Raw genomic sequence first — 23,159 nt, forward strand, 5'->3', positions numbered from 1 at the left:
GGCGAGGGGGGTAGCCTTACTTGAAACTTTTAGTTTCCCAGTGTGAAACTGGTAGTTTCAAACCTTGAAACTGTTGGTTTCTCACCGAGAAACTAAAGGTTTCAAGGCATGAAACAAATATTAGTCTTTTAGTTGCCGGCTTGATCCCTTATGCAACGAACTTGCATACCGGCTTTAATGCTAACATAAGATAATGATAATCTGCCTTCCGGATACTTGGTTGCATTGATTGTACTCATTAATCCAAAGAACTGTATATTGGTTAGTAGGCCGCTGGTACTATTGTATATGGGCTTGTAGGCGGTCGAAGTCATGAGATAATTCATTGCCGGTTTTCCATGCCACGCAGCTTGAATCTTGGCGTCATCTGCTATTGCAGTTTTTTGGTAGCTGCCGGCGCCTGTAAGACTTGTTGCCATACGAACACCGGAGAATTGGTAATTGAATCCTGCATCCATCAGTGATGATATTTTGGCTCCATCATAAGCTGTATCATAAAAAAGAGCTTTATCACCATCAGCCGGTACCTTGCCGTCGGCATCATTCGTTGTTTTTCCTACCAGATTAAAGTACTCCAGACGTGTCGGTATGTGCCATCCTTTCGGGCAGATTCCTTGTGCTCCTTCAAAGGAGGTCAGATTACTATCAGTAATTTCTTTACCACCCAGTGCAGCCTGGAAATCATATAGATAACCTAATTCTTTTATGGCACTTTCTTTTGTTGTAGCTACGGTTGCACCGTCGGCTGTGATTTCATACGGATACCAAACATGGCTATCAGCAGTTGGATCACTTGAAGGAGTATACCCTTTCGGTAAATAAATAAGCGGTTCAGCCATCCATGTCGTACCGTTTGAGAGAGTTACAGTCTTATATTTTACATTATCATACAGGAAATAGTTCTGATCGAGATGTTCCTCGAAAGGAATCTCATTATCAGCTCCAATTTCACCCTCATCTGTCCAGTTTTCAATGTCACCACTAAGTTTGACTTCTATATCGTCAGGTAACACGCGAATGTTCACACTGTATTGTCCTCCTTGTGCCAAAGTGGTAGATGTGAGCTTCTGTGACAAGGTCTTGCCGTCAGATGTTGCTACTTCAAGCGTCAAGGCTACTGTTTGGGGAACGATAATGGCGCGGTATGTCTCATTCGCTTTAACGGCTTGTGCAACAATGCTTGTTGCGGAGGCGTTTGCATCAGCAGTCACTGTGAGAGCACTCAAATCAAGAGTTGCAGTCGGGATGGAACCTTTCAATGCGATAGACGAGATGTTAGCTTCTACTTCCTTTGTTACATTAATCACTAATTTAGTAAACATGTGTTTGAAGTTCATGCTTATAACGTTGGTAGTCGGAAGTACATCCGATTTCTTTGCTGCCATAAAATCTGACGCTCCATATCCACTAGTCTGATCGGTTTCAACAGTAAATGAAGCCGGAGTATTACTCTCTTTATAGGGATAATAGGCTACTATTTGCGATTTGTCATTTCCTTCCGGGTACCAGAGTAAATCGCCTGCAAATACTCCGTCATTGTATGTCATCTGTTTATTCTCTGCATATACGAAGTCACCGTTTTGGGTGATTGTAACACCGATTTTATCTCCGGTTTCAAAGTTAACTTCCGTAGCACGTGTAATAATGGGAGAGATAGTAATGCGACTGTTTGCAGGAGTCGTAGCTTCGTTCTCTTCCTGCTGACAAGAGACCAAAAGCGCTGCTGCGAAGATAAATGTCAAACTCTTTTTCATTGCTTAATAATTTAGTTTATTTATATTCATTGTTCTCAAAAAGTATATCCTAATTTGATAGTCTCGTTCCAACGGTTCGAACCATCTATATATTGCAGGTTGAAACCGTGCGTATAACTACCCTGTACTTCCGCATAAATTCCATAGTTGAAATGATAGCGCAATCCGAGATGAAATGTCGCTTGTGGGGCGGTTGCATATTCATTTTTCAGATTGTAATAATCAGTCAGCCGATAAGGCGGATCACCCGGTTCCGTATCTGTTGCCGTAGTCCTGTTTTTCTCGGTAAAGTTTCCTATGGCAAAGGATGCAGCCGCTTTCAGGTCGAGTTTCCCCAGATGAAATACGCTGGAGATATAAGTCTGGCTACAAATCATCTTTTCCGAAACCACATAAGGATACATCTGTGTGGTCAGTCGTCTGAATGTTGATATATTCGTTCCCAGGCGAAGTTCCGTGCGGGGACTAATCAATTCATATTCGGGATGGACGGAGAAAACATCCTGCTCAAAAATACGATTGGAACCGTGTACGTGAGTGGTCGTTATCCCGTTCACAGTTTCTTTGGTTATCACATTTTCGTTGTTGACCAGATGTGACCATTGCAAGTTCAGTCGCAGAAAATGCTCTTTCTTTTCCTGTTTGAAATGATAACTCAAATGGGAGGTAATTCGGTGGGTTGGAAATTTAAACCAGATAGCATCTCTTTCACCGGCAGAACCTGAAGAATACGTGTATTCAGCATCTCCGTAAAATCCTTTCCATTGAAGTTGCAAGGCTCCCCCGTTCGACAATTCTTTGATGGGGAAACCGTTGACACCCGATTCACTAAGATGGATTCCACTCCCGTCCCATGCCTCGTAAGCTCCATACATAAGTCCTTTATCCAGAAAAGCATTGTAAGAGTTTTCGGCTGTACCGATGACTTCTGCTTTCACTGATTCACTGTTTTTACCGAGAATATAGGAAAAGCCGATCGCCATATCTCCCGAATGATACATGACGCTGGGGGCTATTTTCAAATCCAGTCGGTAATTGGTATGCCGCAAGTCCTTTCGTTTGGAATAGTTGGAAGCGGCAAAGTCTATCTTTCCTCCTAATCGCCAGTTGGGTGAAATATCAGTTGCAATACCACCCATGAAAGTGTAAGTTTGCAAGTCTTTACGTCCGGGTGTGAACTCCAGGAGGTCTACGGGATAAAATCCTGGGTGGATAAACATCGAACCGCTCATATCCTTGCCTGAAGTATGATCGAATGAGAATGAACCCGTCAGTGAATAGCCTTTCAGATGAGTGATGGACTTTGCTACCGCTCCGGCACTCCATGCTTCTTTTGCTTCGTAATAGTTGTGGAAATCACCGTGGTTATTCTTTCCGTACAGTTCGGCATAGGAAGCAGAAATACTGTCCATCATGATACCTGTGACATTTGTCCCGGCATTCCAGGAGTTACGCCGTTCGATGATGTCATAAGTCTGCGCCGAAACTCCGGATGTCAGACATAGGATCCAAAGGCCTGTTATATATATTTTCTTCATCTCACTCATGCAAAGATTGTTTTTCCCGTTCATAAAAATCGGTAGAAGAGTTGTTTGTATCTACCAGTACTTCGTAACCCGCTTCCTGTGTCGCTTCTTCATCCACATGACGGTATAAACTGCGTCCGTTGTATGTGGCACTTTGAGTGACATATCCCGCATCGATGGATGGAGAAATACGCTTTTTATTGTTGGAAGAACCGCCATAATATACTTCCGTGCCATCAATCACCCAGTCAAGTGGTATCGCTATCACCTGATCCGTAGTGCTTCCCGGTTTTTGTATGACGCTTCCCTCTTTTAGAACGAAGTCCTGTATCGTGGTATCCTTGGCTTTAAAAATAACCGCGGCAGGAGAAAATATCGAGAATGAATAGGCGTTCGCCTGACCAGTCTTCAACACTACGTTCAGGTAATGATCCGGTGTGATCTGGTCGCCCGGAGCCGGATGATACTGTGTGTTCGGAAAATAAACATTATTATAGCATACAAAATATCCGGGTTTGTTCAGGTTGACAGATTGCGGATATTGTGCCGCATGGTCAACCGCTCCGTTGATGGCAATCACTGCATCTTCTCCCGGCTGAAGCGGGAACGTTTTACCGGTACCGCCAAATTGCCAGATACACTGAACGATGGGAGCAAAGTCCTTGAAGATAGTTGCTCCGGTTGCTTCATCCTGTGTCACCCATACATTAGTGGCTTGTGAATTGTAAGGGTCGAGTGCTCCGAAGCATAAACTATCCAGATATTGCACTTCCGAGTCGTTATTATGCAGGATAATGTACTTGTCGGATTGATAATTTCCTTCCAGCGGTAACTTTGTGCATCCTCCGCAGTAAATCTCTTTAATAATGATCGTCCCGGCCTTGGAATGAATGAGTGGGAGATTAAGAGATATGTCTCCGCTGGTTAGTTTGACATTATCAGCTAATCCGTTGAAAATATCCTTTCCGCCTTTGTCGCTGACTTGTACGCGGTATATACCTTTGGTCAAAGAGAATTGCGCCACTCCATTCTTGTCGGTTTTAGCCTTGTAAGAATTTCCACGGTCGACATCTTCAATCTTTACGGTCACTCCTTCCCGGAGATGATCCGTGTATCCGTCCGGATATACGGCAGTAACCTGCAGGCTGTGCAACTGGTTGTCATACGGATTCTCTTTATCGATATCTGTGCATCCCGCAAAGATGCCAGTCACTGTTAGTAATAATATGTAGATGAATTGTTTCATATAGTTAGAATTTGATACGGCAAGTAAGTCCATAATAGAAATCCGGGGTGAAGAGAGCGCTTACACCCGTTGCATGAGATTTTACATAAGGCCGTGAGTTGGTGAAATTAATCGCATTGAGAGAAAGAGATACATAGTCTCCAATCTCTTTGGTGATATTGATATTGGCAGAAAAATAAGGATCATATCCGTCTGCTGCAAATGTATAGGCATTGCCCGATTTGCGTATCAGGTAGGAGAATTCCGGATTCGCGGCTTCCGCTGATGTGAAAGGATGCATCTCATTATTCAGGTCGAGGTATGCTACCGGCCAGATAGCGGTATAAGAGTTACCGTCATAGATACTTCCCCCGGTTTGGGTATTACTGCTTTCGCTCACATTGAAAGCATATTCTTTTCCTTGATACTCGGAGATGTTCTGCGAACGCTTCACAAGCGAAGCTTCCAGTCGGCACGAGATAATCAGTCTGGCTTTCGGAATACGGGTGATGGCTGTGATATTGGCATCCAGCGAGTGGGTACGCTTGCCGTTGGCAGTAGTCGATAAGTTGTCGCCGTTGGCGTAGATACCTACATATTGGTAAGAACGATTGGCAAGACTGGTGTGCGACCATCCATTCTGATAATAATACGATAAAGAGTTGTCGATGTATTTCGTATAAGTATAAGCGGCATCTACCCGGAATTGCGTGCGAATCGGAGTAATTTCCGGGAAATCAACAATCATTTCCGCTCCGCGACGAATCACGTCCATTCCATTGTCGGGAGAAGTTGACTTTACAAAAGTCTGGTCGGTCACTTTGACATCCATAGGAGTCCAGTAACTGGATGCATTGTCGCGTATGTAAACCATCCCTGTCTGGTTATCTACATTGATTTGCGGGTTAGTCGGCATAGTGAATCCATCCGGCAATTGGAGCACATCATAGGAGAACGGAGTATAAGTACTTGCGTATTTATACGGCAGCTTGGTACGGTTGAAATAACCGACTAATGAAATTCTGGTACGGGCAATGTTGACGTCCAGACCGATTTCTGCGTTCTGATTCCGTTGCCAGCGTAGGTTTTCATTGTGCAATAACGTGTAGGGCTGACTATAATATATATAAGATGATTCAATCTTATTATAGGAAAAGCCGAAGGTCTGTATGTCCCGATATTCCTGTTTGGGATACAAGGTGTAGAAAGAGGGCAGCTTTTCGGTAATTCCCCAGCCGCCACGGATAGCGATATATTCGTTCAACTGCCATCTGGCATTGAAACGCGGAGATAGAGTATTCAGATTTTTATATTTCGTTCCCTTGATAAACAAATGTTCCCAACGCACCCCTGCCATCAGTCTAAGCATGGTATTTCCCACAGGAAATGACAGACTTTCTTCTGCATAAAGCGAAACATTATGCATATATGGATAAGTAGTGTAAGGACGGGGACGATAACCGTTCGGAGCCAATGACGGGTCTTTGTAATATTCTCCTTCACCCACATTGCCTGTTGCTTTCCATTGAACACCCGCTTTCAGGTTGCTGTTTACAGTCTTAAACCGTCTGTTCCATTCATATTTTAACGATGCGGCATAATCCAGTTCTTTGGAGTCGATGATTTGGTCGGCAAAGTAAGTATATGGCAGTTTGTTTGCCATAAAATATCCTTCCTCCGTGGCATGGACAGCCGGTTGCTCCGATGCATAGGAGTAGAACGTATGCGCGTGGGAGTTGTTATCATTGTAGTATATTGATGCGTCGAACTTAAGGTTGGTTATCCACGATTTGTTGAGCAGCCAGGCCAGTGAAGTGTTTGTCCGGAATACGTTATCTCTCACTTTGTTGTATTCTCCCGAATAGGCATCAGGATCATCTTTGGTATTCATTCCTCCGATATTGCCTGTAACACCGATGTCGAATCTTAATACGTTGCGGAACGTGTTGCTATATCCGGCAGAGAATCCTCTTCTTGTATAAGAAGAATAGGGAGATACCAACTTTTGAGTAGCCTTGGTCCACTCACCGTTTATGTTGATGACTCCTTTATCGTTTCCTAAATCCAATCCTTTAGCAAATGAAACCTGTTCGGTGCGAGGATTGATAGACAGCAATATGTTCCAGGGTGTTTTCCCTTTCCGGGTGTGAATCTTGACCATACCACTATTCAAGTCTCCATATTCTGCCGAAGGCACTCCGGTGATGACTTCCACCGATTCAATATCTGCAACAGTGATATTCCGGGTATCCACTCCGCTCATATTGCCAAACGAACCATTGTTTCCAATACGAACTCCATCCACTTCTACGGCTGTTCCAAATGCGGCATTGCCGGCTGTTGACCCTCCGTCGCGTAATGAGAAGATATTATTGGCGGTAAGATCCGGCACTTTAGTCTTTCCTCCCGGAAGGAGAGCGGAGATATCGCTCACGTTGGATACCTGTAGATGCTCCAATGCATGATTTCCGATGGTGAGCGTCGTGTTTAATTCATTTTTAGGTGCTTGTGCAGTAACGACTACATCATCCAGTGCAAGTGTATTTTCTTTGAGTATGATAGGAAGGTTATTGATATTGCTGCGCACATTTACGGGAATTGTTGCCGGTACATAACCCAAAAAAGAAACCTCCAGATTATATTTCCCTTCCTGTACTCCTTGTATCGTAAATTCTCCTTTCTGATTGGATACGGCCCACAAATAGGTACCTTTAATGAGAATAGAAGTACCAGGCAGGGGAGAATTCGTTTTTGCCTCGGTCACACGTCCCGAGATTGTATAGATGTTTGAATTAGCTGCGGCCTCAAATAAATTGAAAAATAGTAGCCCCCAGAATGCTATATTAAAAAGACAATACTTCATAGATAAGTTTTGCGCAAAATTCGATAAAAAACGAGTTTGTATCAATCGCTATAAATAGTTATTTTGGCAAATCCTGATACCTATAACTAGTGACTCGTTACCTACGAATAGGTATTTTCCCTCTAATTGCAGCTTGGAGAATAAAAAACCGGCTTGCATTGCGATTACTATCACATTGCAAACCGGTTGATTTATTTGGCTTATCTATCATTGACCGGATATTATATCCAGTCTATTGTATTAGATATTTTTTACTTTAATCAGATATTCGGCAATCTGCACAGCATTCAGTGCAGCGCCTTTCTTGATCTGGTCACCTACAATCCAGAAAGTCAATCCGTTTTCGTTTGTCAGGTCTTTGCGGATACGGCCTACGTATACCGGATCTTTACCTGCCAGGAACAGCGGCATCGGGTATTCTTTTTCGGCAGGATTGTCCTGCAGAACCAGACCTTCACCGTTAGCGAATGCTTCACGAGCCTCTTCTACGGAAATCGGACGTTCAGTTTCTACCCAAATACTTTCAGAGTGAGCACGTAATGCAGGAACACGTACGCAAGTTGCGCTAACTTTTACGTCAGAATGCATGATCTTGCGTGTTTCATTATACATCTTCATCTCTTCTTTCGTATAACCGTTTTCTGTAAACACGTCGATCTGCGGAATCAGGTTGAAAGCCAACTGATAGGCAAACTTCTCTACAGTCACAGGTTCGTTTGCCAATACCTGACGATATTGTTCGTACAATTCGTCCATGGCAGCGGCACCCGCACCACTTGCTGCCTGATAGGTAGACACGTGCACGGTTTTTATATGAGAAAGCTTTTCGATGGCTTTCAGTGCAACTACCATCTGGATAGTCGTACAATTAGGGTTGGCGATAACGCCGCGCGGACGTTCCAATGCATCCTCTGCATTTACTTCAGGCACCACCAAAGGCACATCGGCATCCATACGGAAAGCGCTGGAGTTGTCGATCATCACAGCACCATACTTGGTAATTGTTTTCTCGAACTCCTTAGATGTTCCTGCACCGGCAGAAGTGAAAGCAATGTCTACCCCTTTAAAGTCATCGTTGTGTTGTAAGAGTTTCACCTCGATCTGTTTACCGCGGAAAGTATATGTTGTTCCGGCACTACGTTTAGAACCGAACAAAACTAACTCGTCCATCGGGAAGTTTCTCTCATCGAGCACGCGCAGGAACTCTTGTCCTACGGCTCCGCTTACGCCAACAATAGCTACTTTCATCTTTTTCTTTTGTTAAATTGTGAATATTGAATTTCTCTCCTTATCCTGTCGAATAGAAAAGATTTGGCTGCAAAATTATAACAATTTAGCATATAAACATCGATTTTGAGAGAAATATTTCAGTTTTTCGGCGGATTACTCATGCTTCCGTATAGTTGGACGTGGTTATTGGAGTGAAATGACCATTAGACATTCATTGGATTCTGCAAACTTTTTTGTTCCTTTGCAGAAAATTCCTAAAAAACACAGCCTATGAACCTGTTTGATCTCAATTTAACGCTGCCGATTTCTGATCCGACCTGGGTGTTCTTTTTGGTACTAATTATCATTCTTTTTGCTCCGATGATTTTGGGGCGTCTCCATATACCTCATATTATAGGCATGATTCTGGCGGGTGTGCTGATTGGCGAACACGGTTTTCATGTGCTCGACCGCGACAGTAGTTTTGAACTGTTTGGTAAAGTAGGACTCTATTACATCATGTTCCTTGCCGGTCTTGAGATGGATATGGAGGACTTTAAGAAGAACCGGACGAAAAGTTTCGTGTTCGGCTGGCTCACTTTTCTGATTCCTATGGCGTTGGGAATATGGAGTAGTATGAGTATGCTGGGATATGGTTTTCTCACGGCGGTGCTGTTGGCAAGTATGTATGCTTCCCATACCTTAATTGCTTATCCTATTATTAGCCGTTACGGATTGTCTCGTTTGCGCAGTGTCAATATCACCATTGGTGGTACTGCTGTCACCGTCACCCTTGCTTTGATTATTCTTGCCGTCATAGGAGGCATGTTTAAGGGGACTGTCGATGGCTGGTTCTGGGTATTTCTTGTGGCAAAAGTGGCTTTCCTCGGATTCCTGATTGTATTCTTTTTCCCCCGTATCGGACGCTGGTTCTTCCGGAAGTACGATGACAGCGTGATGCAGTTTGTGTTTGTGCTGGCGATGGTTTTCCTCGGAGGAGGATTGATGGAATTTGTAGGAATGGAAGGAATCTTAGGAGCTTTCCTGGCGGGCTTGGTATTGAATCGCCTGATTCCTCATGTATCTCCTTTGATGAACCGGTTGGAATTTGTGGGAAATGCACTGTTTATTCCCTATTTTCTGATTGGTGTCGGAATGATTATTGATGTAAGAAGCCTGTTTACCGGAGGTGAAGCATTGAAAGTGGCTATTGTGATGACAGTGGTGGCAACCTTTAGTAAATGGCTGGCTGCCTGGATCACACAAAAGATCTATCGGATGCAGTCGAATGAACGGAGCATGATATTCGGTTTAAGTAATGCGCAGGCCGCAGCTACACTGGCAGCAGTGTTGATCGGTCATGAAATCATTATGGAGAATGGAGAACGGTTGCTGAATGATGATGTATTGAACGGTACGGTAGTGATGATACTTTTCACTTGTGTCATCAGTTCTTTGGTAACCGAACGTTCGGCACGTCGTTTTGCTCTGGATGAAAATGTGCAGGCGGAAGAAGAAGCTAAGAAAGTAAATACGGAACAAATCTTGATTCCGGTGGCTAACCCGGAGACGATTGAAGATTTGATTAATCTGGCTTTAGTAATAAAGGATGCTAAGCAGAAAAATGCATTGGTGGCATTGAACGTTATCAATGACAATAATAGTTCGGAGAAGAAAGAGCAGCAGGGTAAACGTAATCTGGAGAAGGCGGCTATGATTGCCGCTGCCGCTGATGTGCCTGTTACGATGGTGAGTCGCTATGACTTGAATATTGCTTCGGGGATTATCCATACAATCAAGGAGTATGAAGCTACGGATATTGTGATCGGTCTGCACCGGAAAGCAAATATTGTCGACTCTTTCTTCGGACATCTGGCCGAAAGTCTGTTGAAAGGTACGCATCGTGAAGTGATGATTGCCAAATTCCTGATGCCTGTTAATACCCTGCGTCGAATCAATATTGCCGTTCCGCCAAAGGCTGAATATGAATCGGGATTCTCTAAATGGGTGGAACACTTCTGCCGTATGGGAAGTATCCTGGGCTGTCGGGTGCATTTTTTTGCCAATGAGCGTACATTGATGCGTGTTCAGCAACTTGTGAAAAAGCGACATGCAGGTACTCCGACGGAATTCTCCATATTGGAGGAGTGGGAGGATCTCTTGCTGTTGACAGGGCAGGTGAATTATGACCATTTATTGGTAGTTATCTCTGCCCGTCGCGGATCTATCTCTTATGATCCCTCTTTTGAACGTCTCCCGGCACAATTAGGAAAATATTTCTCTAATAATAGTTTGATAATCCTGTATCCCGACCAGTTTGGCGAACCGCAGGAAATTGTGTCATTCTCCGATCCTCGTGGACATAATGAGTCTCAACATTATGAGAAGGTCGGCAAATGGTTCTATAAATGGTTAAAGAAAAACTAATGGAAAGATACGACTGGCAACAGAGAACGGAACTCCTGTTAGGAGAGGAAAAGATGGAACGCATCCGGAACGCGCACGTATTGGTCGTGGGACTGGGTGGAGTAGGTGCTTATGCCGCCGAGATGATTTGCCGTGCAGGTGTCGGGCGGATGACGATTGTAGATGCCGATACAGTGCAGCCTACTAATATGAATCGTCAGTTGCCGGCCATGCATTCCACGCTGGGGAGGACGAAAGCGGAAGTGTTGGCAGCCCGTTATAAAGATATAAATCCGGCGATTGAGCTGACTGTCCTTCCTGTTTACCTGAAGGATGAAAATATACCGGAACTGCTGGATGCCGATAAATATGATTTTATAGTAGATGCTATTGATACGATCAGTCCGAAATGCTTTCTGATTTATGAAGCGATGAAACGTCGTATAAAGATAGTTTCCAGTATGGGAGCAGGGGCGAAGAGTGACATTACTCAGGTTCGTTTTGCCGATCTTTGGGAGACGTATCATTGCGGTTTGAGTAAGGCTGTGCGAAAGCGTTTGCAGAAGATGGGAATGAAACGGAAACTTCCGGTGGTATTCAGTACGGAGCAAGCCGATCCGAAAGCGGTATTGCTGACGGAGGATGAACAGAATAAGAAATCGACATGTGGAACAGTTAGTTATATGCCGGCCGTGTTTGGGTGTTATCTGGCTGAATATGTCATTAAACGATTATAAGGCTATTATGATAAAACTAGAAGGGATTACGAAGAGTTTCGGCTCATTACAGGTGTTGAAAGGCATTGATCTGGAAATCAACAAAGGAGAAATTATTAGTATTGTAGGCCCGAGCGGTGCGGGTAAAACTACGTTATTGCAGATAATGGGCACTTTAGATGAACCGGACGCAGGTGTGGTACAGATTGACGGAACAGTGGTGAGTCGGATGAAGGAGAAAGAACTATCTGCATTTCGTAATAAGAATATTGGTTTTGTTTTCCAGTTTCACCAACTACTGCCGGAGTTCACGGCATTGGAAAATGTGATGATTCCCGCTTTAATCGCCGGGGTATCTTCGAAGGAGGCGCACGAACGCGCTATGAAGATTCTGGATTTTATGGGACTGGTTGACAGGGCTTCTCATAAACCGAATGAATTGTCGGGAGGCGAGAAACAACGGGTAGCGGTAGCGAGGGCTTTAATCAACGATCCGGCAGTTATTCTGGCAGACGAACCATCCGGTAGTCTGGATACACATAATAAAGAAGATTTACATCAACTATTCTTCGATTTGAGAGACCGGCTGGGGCAGACTTTTGTCATTGTGACGCATGACGAGGGGCTTGCCAAAATTACGGACCGGACCGTTCATATAGTGGATGGTATGATTAAAAAAGATTAATTAGAGAACCTAATTTCTAAAAATGTATACCAAAAAGGTAGAGCCTTGCAAGTGTTCTATCTTTTAGCTATATATTTATAGTCGCTTCTCTACGGAAGTCTGTGAAGATGATAGTAGAGTGTTTGTTTTGTTTGTGTGTGATGCATTCTTGTCTGGTGTGATAGGAATGCATCTTTTTTTTATTAATTATAACAAATGTAGGGCTCTAGCCGTTCAAGATCAATAGGAGTGAACTCCTCATAGAGAGATAATTGCTTCAGACTTTTTAAGAATCCTTTCTTTTTCCGATATTCTATGATAACCTTTGCTTGGTAGTAGTTTATGTATGGATGATGCATCATTCGTTCCATACCGGTTTTATTTACATTGATGCGGCGTGTCTGATGGGTGTCAATGGAAAACCACGGACGGAGTTTCTCTGCCTTTAGATGAATCTCCTGTAACTGCTCTATTCGGAAAAAGCCTCCCAGCCGTTCGCGGTAATTCACAATCATCCGGGCAATGCTGCTTCCGATTCCCGGAATCTTCTTCAGTTCGGTGGTATCTGCGGAGTTGAGGCTGATGATAGTTCCCGGGAGATATTTCACAAGGGTGTCCCGTTGTATGCTTGGTGTGGTTAACAATCGTACCGTGTCTTTATTTGTCGAACTGAAATCTTCTGTAATTTGTATATAAGGACGAAGAGTCTGGTATTGTTCTTCCGTGAGTCCATATATCTTTCGGAAATCTTCCGGGTGGCGGAATTTACCTTGTTTATAGCGATAGTGCAGGATATTCTTTATCATCCAGGATGGTAACCCAAGCGAAAGAAAAGTAGTAGAGTCTGCGATGTTCGGATCGAACACCGCAAGTTTGATTTCCCTTTGAGGGGATGATTGAAAAGAATGACCGGACTTTTGGTGAGGTTGGGTTTCCCGGAGGGAGGAAATAAAGTCGTTGTATTCCTTATCGAACTTCTCGTTCTCTCTGCAGTCGGTATCTTCAGCGTGTGTGAAAAAGGAGAAGAGTTTAGGGGCGGCATATACTCCTAAAATAAGAACGACAAGGACGATAATGCCTTGTCGTTCAGTTTTAGTATAATAAAGGAAGTCTTTCCACATTATAGCTTGATTAATCCCAGTTCATTGATAAATATCAGTGAGATGGCGATTGGTGCCATATATTTTAATATAAAGATAATGAGTTTGTATACCGGTACCTTTAATGAACCGTCATTGGTAATCTCCGACCATACAATCTTCTTGTCCAGATACCATCCGGTAAAGAGGGAGATGCACAATCCGCCTAGTGGTAACATGATTTTAGCTGTAACAAAGTCGAAGAGGTCGAACATGCCCAGTCCGAAAACGGTAAATCCTTTCATGACTCCCAGTGATAATGAACAGAATATTCCGAGGAAGACACAACCGCCGGTGACTAACCTTGCTGCTTTTCCACGGGAGAGGTTGAACTCCTCATGTAAATAAGCGGTTACTACTTCGTGCAAGGAAATAGTAGAAGTTAAAGCAGCCATTGCCAACAACGCGTAGAACATGACAGAGAATATATATGCCAGTATGGGAACTCCGCTAAATGCCTGTTGGAATACATTAGGCAGGGTGATAAAGATCAGACTCGGACCAGAATCAGGTTGTATGCCTACGGAAAAAGCTGCCGGGAAGATGATAAATCCGGCTAGTATCGCCACAAAGGTATCAATGATTCCTACGCTGAAAGCTGTTTTAGTCAGGTTGGTTTCTTTGCTGAAATAGGAGGCGTACGTGCAAAGGCATCCCATTCCCAAACTCAATGAGAAGAACGCCTGTCCCATGGCACTCAAAAATACATTTCCGTCCACTTTGCTAAAGTCGGGCTTGAGCAGGAATTCGATACCTGCACCGGCTCCCGGCAGAGTGACCGAACAAACAACCAGTATGAGGATAATGATAAACAAGGTAGGCATCATGATCTTGGAGGACTTTTCGATTCCTTTTTCTACCCCTTTCACAATGATGAAATGAGTAATCAACAAGAATGCCACCAACCATACAACCGGTCTCCATGGGCTGCTGGAGAATTGTTGAAAAGAGGATATGAACTCTCCGGAGGTTTTTCCGGCAAAGCCATTAGTAGCAGCTTCAAAAATATATTCGAGTGTCCATCCTGCTACTACAGCATAATAACTAAGTATCAGGAAGCCTGCCAATACCCCCATGCGTCCTACCCAACGCCAATGTGTTCCAGGTGCTAATTTCTGATACGCTCTAGCTGTGTTAGCTCTTGAACGGCGTCCTATCAGGAACTCGGCAATCATAATAGGCAATCCCAGAAGAAGAATGCAGCCTAAATAGATCAATATAAAAGCAGCGCCTCCATGGTTTCCTGTTTCATAGGGAAACCTCCATATATTACCCAATCCGACTGCAGAGCCGGCAGAAGCGAGTATGACTCCTAATTTACTGCCGAAGTTTGCTCTATCATTTTTTGCCATAAATCTTGTTTTATCTTACAAATCGTTATAAAATATACGTTTTAGAGCGCAAATATAGAAAATGATACTTATATTTGCACGAAAATTGTAATATTATTTAGATATGCTATCTTATATTAAGAAATATCCGATCTCGCTTTTTATCATTCTGACAGTGATTTATCTGTCGTTCTTTAAACCGCCTAAGACGGATTTAGATGAAATTCCCAACCTCGACAAACTGGTTCATGTTTGTATGTATTTTGGTATGTCGGGAATGCTGTGGCTGGAATTTTTGCGTGCACATCGCAGAGACAATGCTCCGATGTGGCATGCATGGGTAGGCGCATTCCTTTGCCCTATACTTTTTAGTGGTTGTGTGGAATTACTGCAGGAATATTGCACTACTTACCGGGGTGGAGACTGGTTGGACTTTGCAGCTAATACTACGGGAGCGATTCTGGCTAGTTTAATAGCCTATTATGTCGTACGCCCCAGAATGATGAATAAGCAGTGAATGAAAAATAGAAACGGTGAATAATGGTTGCATCCAATATTCACCGTTTATCATTTACTGTTCACTAGTTTATTTTTCCGTTTACAAATACTCTACCGTTGAGCTAAGTTTGATTCCGTTAGAGCCTTTGATAAGAATGGTATACCCTTTGGGTTTGTCAGCTTGCAGGTCCTTTATAACTTCCTGCGCATTGGCGTACGTTTTGAAAGAATGTTCGCTTGCGGCAAACAGTTCTCCTACGAGCCATACTTTCTCAAAACCACTTTCTTTTATGTAGTCAACGATTTTCTGATGTTCGGCCGGGCTTTCAGCACCCAGTTCGCGCATATCTCCTAATATGAGCATCTTGTGGGGGACTGTCATGTTCCGGAAGTTTTGCAAAGCAGCCATCATGCTGGTTGGATTTGCATTATATGCGTCGATGATAAGCGTGTTATCTTCTGTCTTTTTAAGTTGGGAGCGATTGTTCTGTGGCGTATAGCTTGCCAGAGCCTCATCAATCTTCTTCGCTTCCACTCCGAAGAAACGTCCGATAGTGATGGCAGCCAGGGCATTCGGGAAATTATATTCTCCGATCAACTGTGTGCGAACCTGATGGCGTTCACCGTCCTTACCGGCTTTCCATTCGAAAGCGAGATAAGGCGAATTGTCAGTAATCTGTCCGTTGACATAGAGATCATCTTCAGTTCCATAAGAAATCAGGTTCAATCCCTGCGCGATATTCATCAAATAAGCGTTATCGTGATGAATAAAGGTGATGGCATCTTTCTTACGGAGGAAATCATATAACTCTCCTTTAGTCTTAATCACCCCTTCGAAAGAACCGAATCCTTCCAAGTGAGCTTTACCTACATTGGTGATAATACCATAATCCGGTTCGGCTATTTCACAAAGAAACTTGATTTCTCCCGGATGATTGGCACCCATCTCTATGACAGCAAGGTCATGCTCCGGTTTCAAACGCAATAGGGTGGTCGGTACACCGATGTGGTTGTTGAGATTACCTAAAGTATAAAGCACGTTATGGGCTTGGCAGAGAACACTGGAAATTAATTCTTTGGTGGTCGTTTTCCCATTAGTGCCCGTAATACCGATCACACGCGTTCCGAGTTGGCGGCGATGATAGTTGGCAAGTTGCTGCATTGTCTGCAAGCAGTTGTCTACAAGTATATATCGTTTATCACCTTCTACGGCATATTCGGCTTCATCAATAATGGCAAATGCGCATCCAGAGTCTAGCGCTAGTTTTGCGAATGCATTACCGTTGAATGACTCACCTTTCAAGGCGATAAACAAAGAACCGTCCGGGCAGTTCCGGCTATCAGTAGTTACTGATTGGCAATCCAGAAAAATCTGGTAAAGAGCAGAAAGTTTCATAACCTGATCTTTTATTTAAAACGCTGCAAAGATAGGCTATTCTTTCGGATTTGATGGGAGTTCGGACAGATTTTTACTTAGGCATATACCAAAGGAAGAGTCAGTATCATCCGGCATCCGTCCGTATAGGAAGAGTCGATCCGGAGGCTGCCTCCTAACTTCTCGGCAATGCTCCGGCATATCGGCAGTCCGAGACCGGTGCCTTGTGTGAAAGAATTCATTTTGTAGAAACGCTCAAATACCGCCTCCTGCTGATCTTTCGGAATACCAGTTCCTGTATCGGTGACACTGATTTCAATTTTCTTTTCAGCTTCCAGTACGGAATAAGCTATGCGGATACTGCCATGAGTTGTAAATTTGGCGGCATTATGTGCCAGGTTGTTCAACACCTGTGATATGCGTTCCGAATTACTGCGTATGAGCAGGTTTTCTTTTGCAGGTTCGAACAGAACTTCCACATCCTTTTGCCTGTTGTCTTTGGCCACTTCAGAGGCAAGTTGACAGATCGTATTCATATCTGTTTCATCATCTGTGGGCAGTTGCTCATATTGATCCAGTTCCGACAGAGCGAGCACGTCAGTGACCAGTCGGAGCAAGTCGTTACTGTTGCTCTTGATAATATTGACAAACTCCTGTGTTTCCGGACTATTGCTGTAGTGATCGCTTAACACCTGCGAGAAGCCTACAATAGAGTTGAGCGGTGTACGGATTTCATGGGTCATGCTCTGGATGAACGTTGTCTTCATCCGGCTGCTCGCTTCCGCTATGTCTTTGGCTTTACGTAATTCTTCCCTCGACACCGTAAGTTCCTCATTCTTTGTTTTGAGTTCGGCTTCCGAAACTTTCAGTTTGCGTTTCAGGAAATTTTCTCTATAAAGGAATATGAATAAGATACCTAATAAAATAATCAATGAAATAATCAAGGTTGTTTTATTATGCAACTCCTTCTCTTGTGCTTGAAGCATGAGTTCTTTCTTTTCGGCATTGAGCTTTTCTACATTTAATAAGGTGGCGAATTCGCTGCTGGACACTTGTTCATTGGCTATTTTCAAAGAGTCATCCGTGTTGATGTACATTTGCAGATATTTGACCGCCAGGTTCATATTTCCCATCTTTTGGTAGATTTCTCCCTGTGTGCGGTAATGGATGCTGCTAAGTATGCTTTCGCTTAAACGACGTTCTTCTTTTTCCTGCATCTTTGCGGCTTCCAGCGCTTTCTGATATTGTTTGGTCTGCTGGTAGTATAAACATTCTATATTATACAGTCTCTTTTTGATAGACTCCAGTCTTTTGTCCTGTTCAAATGCCGCCTGACACTCCTTCAGTAATTTTTCGGCAGCTTGAAAGTCGCCGAACTTGCTGTAGTAGTTTACAAATTCCAACTTGGCAGATATTTGTTGCGTAGAGGAATTGGCAGTCGCAATGGCTTTTTCCACAGCAGCTAATGCTTCTTTTTGCTTTTTCTGGTTGATGTAATAGTTGGCTATCTGGGCATAGGTCTGGGAGATGTTGTAGTTTTCGATCTTGTATTTTTCAGTCAGTTCGATTTCTTTCAATCGCCACTCGAACGCCATTGAATCGAATCTTTTGATGGTGTAGATTTGCGACATGATGTTATAGCAACGGGAGAGGCCGGTCTTATCATCCTCTTCTTGAGCTTCTTTTAACATGTTTTGCACTTCATAAAGTGCTATGTTTGTTCTGCTTGTTTTTAGGTAATAGGTGATTAATCTGTTCGCCCATGCGAAGTAATAGTATTTAGGCTGATGAGTGGCCTTGGCGAATTCTTTTACTTTGTTGGTATAGTGGATTACGCTGTCTTCATTGGTTCCCTGGAAATAATAATAATCCAGTTGAGTGGCTATGGCTACTGCCTGCATTCGTTCGTCCTGCCGTTCGCCGGCCATTCGGAATAAAGTGTCGGACATATTAAGTACAACAGGCTCTAATAAGCATTCTTGACAACGTTGATAATATTCATAGAGAGTAGAGTCAACATTGAAGGTTTCAGCCTCTTTTTGAGCTTTAGCAGTAGTGGTAAAGAACAAAATGAGGAAAAGAAATCCTACGCGAAATAGGGTTAATCGGCTCATGGTATGAATTTTTCGGGTTCTTCTATAGTTTGCAAATATACGTTTATTTCTTCTTTTTAGTACGAATACTTGCTTTTTTTATCTACATTTGTAGGCGATCTAAAAGGAATGTTGTCAATGATGAAACCTATATCTCCTATTTATATAAATGTAAAAGGGCGGTTGCTCGATCTTGCTACTCCGCAGGTGATGGGAATTTTAAATGTTACTCCCGATTCTTTTTATTCCGGCAGCCGGATGCAGACTGAAGAAGACATTGCTGCCCGGGCCCGGCAGATACTTGATGAAGGTGCTTCAATAATTGATATAGGAGCCTATTCTTCACGGCTGAATGCCGAACATATTTCTGCTGAAGAAGAGATGCGAAGACTGCGCACCGGTTTGGAGATTCTGAACCGTAATCATCCCGAAGCCATTATTTCCGTTGATACTTTCCGGGCTGATGTGGCGGAAGAATGTGTGAAAGAATATGGAGTGGCTATTATTAATGACATAGCTGCCGGTGAAATGGATCACCGGATGTTTCAGACAGTAGCCGACTTGGGAGTACCTTATATAATGATGCACATGCAGGGAACTCCCCAAAATATGCAGAAAGAACCGTCTTATGATAATCTGATAAAAGATGTTTTCCTGTATTTCGCCCGTAAAGTGCAGCAACTTCGCGACTTGGGAGTGAAAGATATCATTCTCGATCCGGGATTCGGATTCGGAAAGACACTGGAACATAATTATGAACTATTGGCACATCTGGAAGAGTTTCATATCTTCGAACTTCCTGTTTTAGTGGGAGTTTCACGGAAATCAATGATTTATAAATTGTTGGGAGGAACCCCGCAAGATTCATTGAACGGGACAACCGTATTGGACACTGTTGCGTTAATGAAAGGAGCGCATATCCTGCGGGTGCATGATGTGCGTGAAGCGGTGGAAGCCGTCCGGATCACAGAGAAATTAAAAATAGAGAGTGGATATGACAAATAAGAGGAGGGCGCATGTTTTTTGAGTTTGGCATAAAAGATTTTATCGATATTCTGCTGGTAGCTTTTGTTTTGTACTATACCTACAAACTGATGAAAGCTTCCGGTTCTATCAAGGTGTTCACCGGAATTCTGGTTTTTATCCTGATCTGGCTGGTGGTGACGCAAGTGCTGGAGATGAAACTGTTGGGCTCTATTTTCGACACATTGATGAATGTGGGTGTGATCGCGTTGATTGTTCTTTTTCAGGATGAGATACGCCGTTTCCTCTTGACTTTGGGATCTCACCGACATGTCAGCGCACTGGCCCGTCTTTTTAACGGTTCGAAAAAAGAGTCGTTGAAGCATGACGATATCATGCCGGTGGTAATGGCTTGTTTGAATATGGGGAAGCAAAAAGTCGGCGCATTGATTGTCATTGAGCATAACGTTCCTTTAGACGAAGTTGTCCGTACGGGCGAACTGATTGATGCGGCGATCAACCAACGTTTAATCGAAAATATATTCTTCAAGAATAGTCCGTTACACGATGGCGCAATGGTAATCAGTAAAAAACGTATCAAGGCGGCAGGATGTATTCTTCCTGTATCCCATGATTTGAATATACCGAAAGAACTTGGCTTGCGACATCGCGCAGCAATGGGAATCTCTCAACAGTCGGATGCTCATGCTATTATTGTTTCGGAAGAAACAGGCGGTATTTCCGTAGCCTATCGCGGACAATTCTACCTCCGCCTGAATGCGGAAGAACTGGAAAGTCTATTGACAAAAGAAAACTGATTTTATTGTAATCACATACCGGACAAATGGTCGGAAGATGAGCATGGTAAAATGCCTCTCATCTTCCGACCATTGTTGTTTTATCTGCTATTTGGCGCTATTTTGCTTTATTTCCAACCCTTTTTGAATGATAATTATGCCCTCCTTTTTAGGTGAATCGCCTACCTTTGCCGTATACTATTAAAATTCTATTTTTGAATAAACCATGAAAAACAGATTGATTGCTTTACTGGTACTTTTTACAGTTATTTTCTTTAGTACTGCACAGGCGCAAACTACTGCACGGAAGTTTGAGGCAGGCAAGAACACATTCTTGCTGGATGGAAAACCGTTTGTGGTGAAGGCTGCCGAGTTGCATTACACCCGCATCCCGCAAGCTTATTGGGAACATCGCATTGAGATGTGCAAGGCATTAGGCATGAATACTATTTGTATTTATATTTTCTGGAATATCCATGAACAGGAAGAAGGAAAGTTTGATTTTTCCGGTCAGAATGATATTGCAGCTTTCTGCCGTGCGGCACAGAAACACGGTATGTATGTCATTGTCCGTCCTGGTCCGTATGTATGTGCGGAGTGGGAGATGGGGGGACTTCCCTGGTGGCTGTTAAAGAAAAAAGACGTAGCCTTGCGCACGCTTGATCCTTATTATATGGAACGGGTAGGTATTTTTATGAAAGAGGTCGGTAAGCAACTGGCTCCGTTGCAAGTGAATAAAGGAGGAAATATTATCATGGTTCAGGTGGAGAACGAGTATGGCTCTTACGGAACAGATAAACCATACGTATCTGCCGTACGTGATTTGGTTCGTGAATCGGGTTTTACTGATGTGCCTCTGTTTCAATGCGACTGGAGCAGTAACTTTACCAATAATGCACTCGACGATTTGATTTGGACTGTGAATTTCGGAACTGGGGCTAATATCGACCAGCAGTTTAAGAAACTGAAAGAGCTTCGTCCCGAAACTCCATTGATGTGTAGTGAGTTCTGGAGCGGATGGTTTGACCATTGGGGACGGAAACATGAAACACGTCCTGCGAAAGACATGGTACAGGGCATCAAGGATATGCTCGACCGGAATATCTCTTTCAGTCTCTATATGACTCACGGAGGAACGACTTTCGGTCATTGGGGAGGTGCAAACAACCCGGCTTATTCCGCTATGTGCAGTTCGTATGATTATGACGCTCCGATCAGTGAAGCCGGATGGACCACCGAAAAGTTTTTCTTGCTTCGTGATTTGTTGAAAAACTATCTTCCGGCAGGTGAGACGTTGCCCGCAGTGCCCGCAGCTCTGCCTGTTATTGAAATCCCCGAGTTTCACTTCCATAAAGTGGCTCCGCTTTTCTCAAATCTGCCGGAGGCAAAACAAACGGTGGATATTCAACCGATGGAACAATTCAACCAGGGATGGGGAACGATTCTGTATCGTACCACATTGCCCGAAACGACTCTTGCAGGCACCACTTTGAAAATTACGGAAGTGCACGACTGGGCGCAGATATATGCCGACGGTAAACTGCTGGCACGCTTGGACCGTCGTAAGGGAGAATTTACAACGACCCTGCCCGCGCTGAAAAAAGGCATACAACTGGATATTCTTGTGGAAGCAATGGGACGTGTTAACTTTGACAAATCCATCCACGACCGCAAAGGAATCACTGAAAAAGTGGAACTTATTTCGGGTAACCAGACTAAGGAATTGAAAAACTGGACTGTATATAACTTCCCGGTAGATTATTCCTTTATAAAAGATAAGAAATATAGCGATACAAAGATATTACCGACTATGCCTGCCTATTATAAGAGCACCTTTACACTGGATAAAGTAGGAGATACTTTCCTGGATATGAGTACATGGGGAAAAGGTATGGTCTGGGTGAACGGTCATGCAATGGGGCGTTTCTGGGAAATCGGTCCGCAGCAGACTCTCTTTATGCCGGGGTGCTGGCTGAAAGAAGGAGAGAATGAAATCCTCGTTCTGGATTTGAAAGGTCCTACCCGGGCTTCCATCAAAGGTTTGAAGAAACCAATTCTCGATGTGCTTCGTGAAAAAGCTCCCGAAACACACCGCAAGGATGGAGAAAAACTGAAACTGACGGGTGAGAAAGTGGGCCATGAAGGAGCTTTCACTCCGGGTAACGGCTGGCAGGAAGTGCGATTTGCCACTCCGGTGAAAGGACGTTATTTCTGTCTGGAAGCACTTTCTCCACAAGCAAATGATAACATCGCAGCGATAGCAGAGTTTGATGTCCTGGGAGCTGATGGTAAACCGGTATCCCGCGAACATTGGAAGATTCGTTATGCCGATAGTGAAGAAACGCGTAGTGGCAACCGTACAGCCGACAAGATATTCGACTTGCAGGAATCCACTTTCTGGATGACAGTGGACAATGTTCCTTATCCTCATCAATTGGTAATTGACTTGAGCAAAGTGGAAAATGTGACCGGTTTCCGCTATCTGCCTCGTGCCGAAAAAGGGTATCCGGGTATGATTAAGGAATATCGTGTATATGTGAAACCTGCTGATTTCAACTACTAAACAGTGAATGAACAAGAATAAAACAATGGATGAAAAA

General features: G+C 43.6%; 16 protein-coding genes. 7 read left to right on the top strand and 9 right to left on the bottom strand.

Going from position 1 to position 23,159, the window contains the following annotated elements; translation table 11 throughout:
- Positions 1-128: 128 nt before the first annotated feature.
- From Bovatus_RS18330 to Bovatus_RS18350, 5 genes are all read right to left on the bottom strand, one after another.
- Positions 129-1,754 (bottom strand): fimbrillin family protein, encoded by a 1,626-nt coding sequence (locus Bovatus_RS18330; RefSeq protein ID WP_004299704.1) that lies wholly within the window; start codon positions 1,752-1,754, stop codon positions 129-131.
- 35 nt (positions 1,755-1,789) lie between these two features.
- Entirely contained in the window at positions 1,790-3,301 is a 1,512-nt protein-coding gene (locus Bovatus_RS18335) for a DUF6850 family outer membrane beta-barrel protein (protein WP_004299705.1), read from the bottom strand.
- Positions 3,294-4,526, bottom strand: a complete 1,233-nt coding sequence (locus Bovatus_RS18340; protein WP_004322223.1) for a DUF4876 domain-containing protein — start codon at positions 4,524-4,526, stop codon at positions 3,294-3,296. Before Bovatus_RS18340 ends, Bovatus_RS18335 begins: the two co-directional genes overlap by 8 nt.
- A gap of 4 nt (positions 4,527-4,530) precedes the next feature.
- Positions 4,531-7,368, bottom strand: coding sequence for a TonB-dependent receptor (locus Bovatus_RS18345; protein ID WP_004299707.1), 2,838 nt, complete (start codon positions 7,366-7,368; stop codon positions 4,531-4,533).
- Positions 7,369-7,608: 240 nt separating this feature from the next.
- Positions 7,609-8,616, bottom strand: a complete 1,008-nt coding sequence (locus tag Bovatus_RS18350; RefSeq protein ID WP_004299708.1) for an aspartate-semialdehyde dehydrogenase — start codon at positions 8,614-8,616, stop codon at positions 7,609-7,611.
- 252 nt (positions 8,617-8,868) lie between these two features.
- Between Bovatus_RS18350 and Bovatus_RS18355 the strand changes: the two genes are divergently transcribed.
- From Bovatus_RS18355 to Bovatus_RS18365, 3 genes are read left to right on the top strand one after another with little or no spacing between them, the layout of a single operon-like run.
- Positions 8,869-11,004, top strand: a complete 2,136-nt coding sequence (locus tag Bovatus_RS18355; RefSeq protein WP_004299709.1) for a cation:proton antiporter domain-containing protein — start codon at positions 8,869-8,871, stop codon at positions 11,002-11,004.
- A complete protein-coding gene (locus Bovatus_RS18360) occupies positions 10,986-11,720 on the top strand; it encodes a tRNA threonylcarbamoyladenosine dehydratase (protein WP_032842925.1) in 735 nt (244 codons plus the stop codon). The genes Bovatus_RS18355 and Bovatus_RS18360 overlap by 19 nt, the downstream gene beginning before the upstream one ends.
- A gap of 7 nt (positions 11,721-11,727) precedes the next feature.
- Positions 11,728-12,384 carry an ABC transporter ATP-binding protein gene (locus tag Bovatus_RS18365; protein WP_004322218.1) on the top strand — a complete coding sequence of 219 codons (657 nt, stop codon included), beginning with the start codon at positions 11,728-11,730 and terminating at the stop codon, positions 12,382-12,384.
- 182 nt (positions 12,385-12,566) lie between these two features.
- Here Bovatus_RS18365 and Bovatus_RS18370 read toward each other — a convergent pair whose 3' ends face one another.
- Positions 12,567-13,484, bottom strand: coding sequence for a helix-hairpin-helix domain-containing protein (locus Bovatus_RS18370; protein WP_004299712.1), 918 nt, complete (start codon positions 13,482-13,484; stop codon positions 12,567-12,569).
- Positions 13,484-14,854: a sodium-dependent transporter gene (locus tag Bovatus_RS18375; protein WP_004299713.1), complete on the bottom strand. Its 1,371-nt coding sequence runs from the start codon at positions 14,852-14,854 to the stop codon at positions 13,484-13,486. The genes Bovatus_RS18370 and Bovatus_RS18375 overlap by 1 nt, the downstream gene beginning before the upstream one ends.
- A gap of 103 nt (positions 14,855-14,957) precedes the next feature.
- On the opposite strand from Bovatus_RS18375, the gene Bovatus_RS18380 reads away from it, so the two are divergent.
- The gene (locus Bovatus_RS18380) at positions 14,958-15,350 is read left to right on the top strand and encodes a VanZ family protein (RefSeq protein WP_004299714.1); all 393 of its coding nucleotides are present in this window, start codon (positions 14,958-14,960) and stop codon (positions 15,348-15,350) included.
- 81 nt (positions 15,351-15,431) lie between these two features.
- Here the strand turns inward: Bovatus_RS18380 and Bovatus_RS18385 are convergent, their stop codons facing one another.
- Both Bovatus_RS18385 and Bovatus_RS18390 read right to left on the bottom strand, forming a co-directional pair.
- Complete coding sequence (locus Bovatus_RS18385; protein WP_004299715.1) at positions 15,432-16,727, bottom strand: UDP-N-acetylmuramoyl-tripeptide--D-alanyl-D-alanine ligase; 1,296 nt, start codon at positions 16,725-16,727, stop codon at positions 15,432-15,434.
- Positions 16,728-16,804: 77 nt separating this feature from the next.
- Positions 16,805-18,820 carry a tetratricopeptide repeat-containing sensor histidine kinase gene (locus Bovatus_RS18390; protein WP_004299716.1) on the bottom strand — a complete coding sequence of 672 codons (2,016 nt, stop codon included), beginning with the start codon at positions 18,818-18,820 and terminating at the stop codon, positions 16,805-16,807.
- Between the two features lie 117 nt (positions 18,821-18,937).
- Here Bovatus_RS18390 and folP point away from each other — a divergent pair, with 117 nt between their 5' ends.
- The 3 genes from folP to Bovatus_RS18405 all read left to right on the top strand — a co-directional run bounded on the left by folP (position 18,938) and on the right by Bovatus_RS18405 (position 23,122).
- Positions 18,938-19,804, top strand: coding sequence for a dihydropteroate synthase (folP, locus tag Bovatus_RS18395; RefSeq protein ID WP_004299717.1), 867 nt, complete (start codon positions 18,938-18,940; stop codon positions 19,802-19,804).
- Positions 19,805-19,815: 11 nt separating this feature from the next.
- The gene (cdaA, locus tag Bovatus_RS18400; protein ID WP_004299718.1) at positions 19,816-20,580 is read left to right on the top strand and encodes a diadenylate cyclase CdaA; all 765 of its coding nucleotides are present in this window, start codon (positions 19,816-19,818) and stop codon (positions 20,578-20,580) included.
- 205 nt (positions 20,581-20,785) lie between these two features.
- Positions 20,786-23,122, top strand: coding sequence for a beta-galactosidase (locus Bovatus_RS18405; protein WP_004299719.1), 2,337 nt, complete (start codon positions 20,786-20,788; stop codon positions 23,120-23,122).
- Positions 23,123-23,159 lie beyond the last annotated feature (37 nt).

The sequence above is a fragment of the Bacteroides ovatus genome (assembly GCF_001314995.1).
Lineage (GTDB): Bacteria > Bacteroidota > Bacteroidia > Bacteroidales > Bacteroidaceae > Bacteroides > Bacteroides ovatus.

Coding starts and splice junctions, on each gene's coding strand:
- Bovatus_RS18390 (WP_004299716.1), bottom strand. CDS start 18,820: ATGAGCCGATTAACCCTATTTCGCGTAGGATTTCTTTTCCTCATTTTG.
- Bovatus_RS18385 (WP_004299715.1), bottom strand. CDS start 16,727: ATGAAACTTTCTGCTCTTTACCAGATTTTTCTGGATTGCCAATCAGTA.
- Bovatus_RS18405 (WP_004299719.1), top strand. CDS start 20,786: ATGAAAAACAGATTGATTGCTTTACTGGTACTTTTTACAGTTATTTTC.
- Bovatus_RS18375 (WP_004299713.1), bottom strand. CDS start 14,854: ATGGCAAAAAATGATAGAGCAAACTTCGGCAGTAAATTAGGAGTCATA.
- Bovatus_RS18380 (WP_004299714.1), top strand. CDS start 14,958: ATGCTATCTTATATTAAGAAATATCCGATCTCGCTTTTTATCATTCTG.
- Bovatus_RS18350 (WP_004299708.1), bottom strand. CDS start 8,616: ATGAAAGTAGCTATTGTTGGCGTAAGCGGAGCCGTAGGACAAGAGTTC.
- Bovatus_RS18355 (WP_004299709.1), top strand. CDS start 8,869: ATGAACCTGTTTGATCTCAATTTAACGCTGCCGATTTCTGATCCGACC.
- Bovatus_RS18345 (WP_004299707.1), bottom strand. CDS start 7,368: ATGAAGTATTGTCTTTTTAATATAGCATTCTGGGGGCTACTATTTTTC.
- Bovatus_RS18370 (WP_004299712.1), bottom strand. CDS start 13,484: ATGTGGAAAGACTTCCTTTATTATACTAAAACTGAACGACAAGGCATT.
- cdaA (WP_004299718.1), top strand. CDS start 19,816: ATGTTTTTTGAGTTTGGCATAAAAGATTTTATCGATATTCTGCTGGTA.
- Bovatus_RS18330 (WP_004299704.1), bottom strand. CDS start 1,754: ATGAAAAAGAGTTTGACATTTATCTTCGCAGCAGCGCTTTTGGTCTCT.
- Bovatus_RS18340 (WP_004322223.1), bottom strand. CDS start 4,526: ATGAAACAATTCATCTACATATTATTACTAACAGTGACTGGCATCTTT.
- Bovatus_RS18360 (WP_032842925.1), top strand. CDS start 10,986: ATGGTTAAAGAAAAACTAATGGAAAGATACGACTGGCAACAGAGAACG.
- Bovatus_RS18365 (WP_004322218.1), top strand. CDS start 11,728: ATGATAAAACTAGAAGGGATTACGAAGAGTTTCGGCTCATTACAGGTG.
- folP (WP_004299717.1), top strand. CDS start 18,938: ATGATGAAACCTATATCTCCTATTTATATAAATGTAAAAGGGCGGTTG.
- Bovatus_RS18335 (WP_004299705.1), bottom strand. CDS start 3,301: ATGAGTGAGATGAAGAAAATATATATAACAGGCCTTTGGATCCTATGT.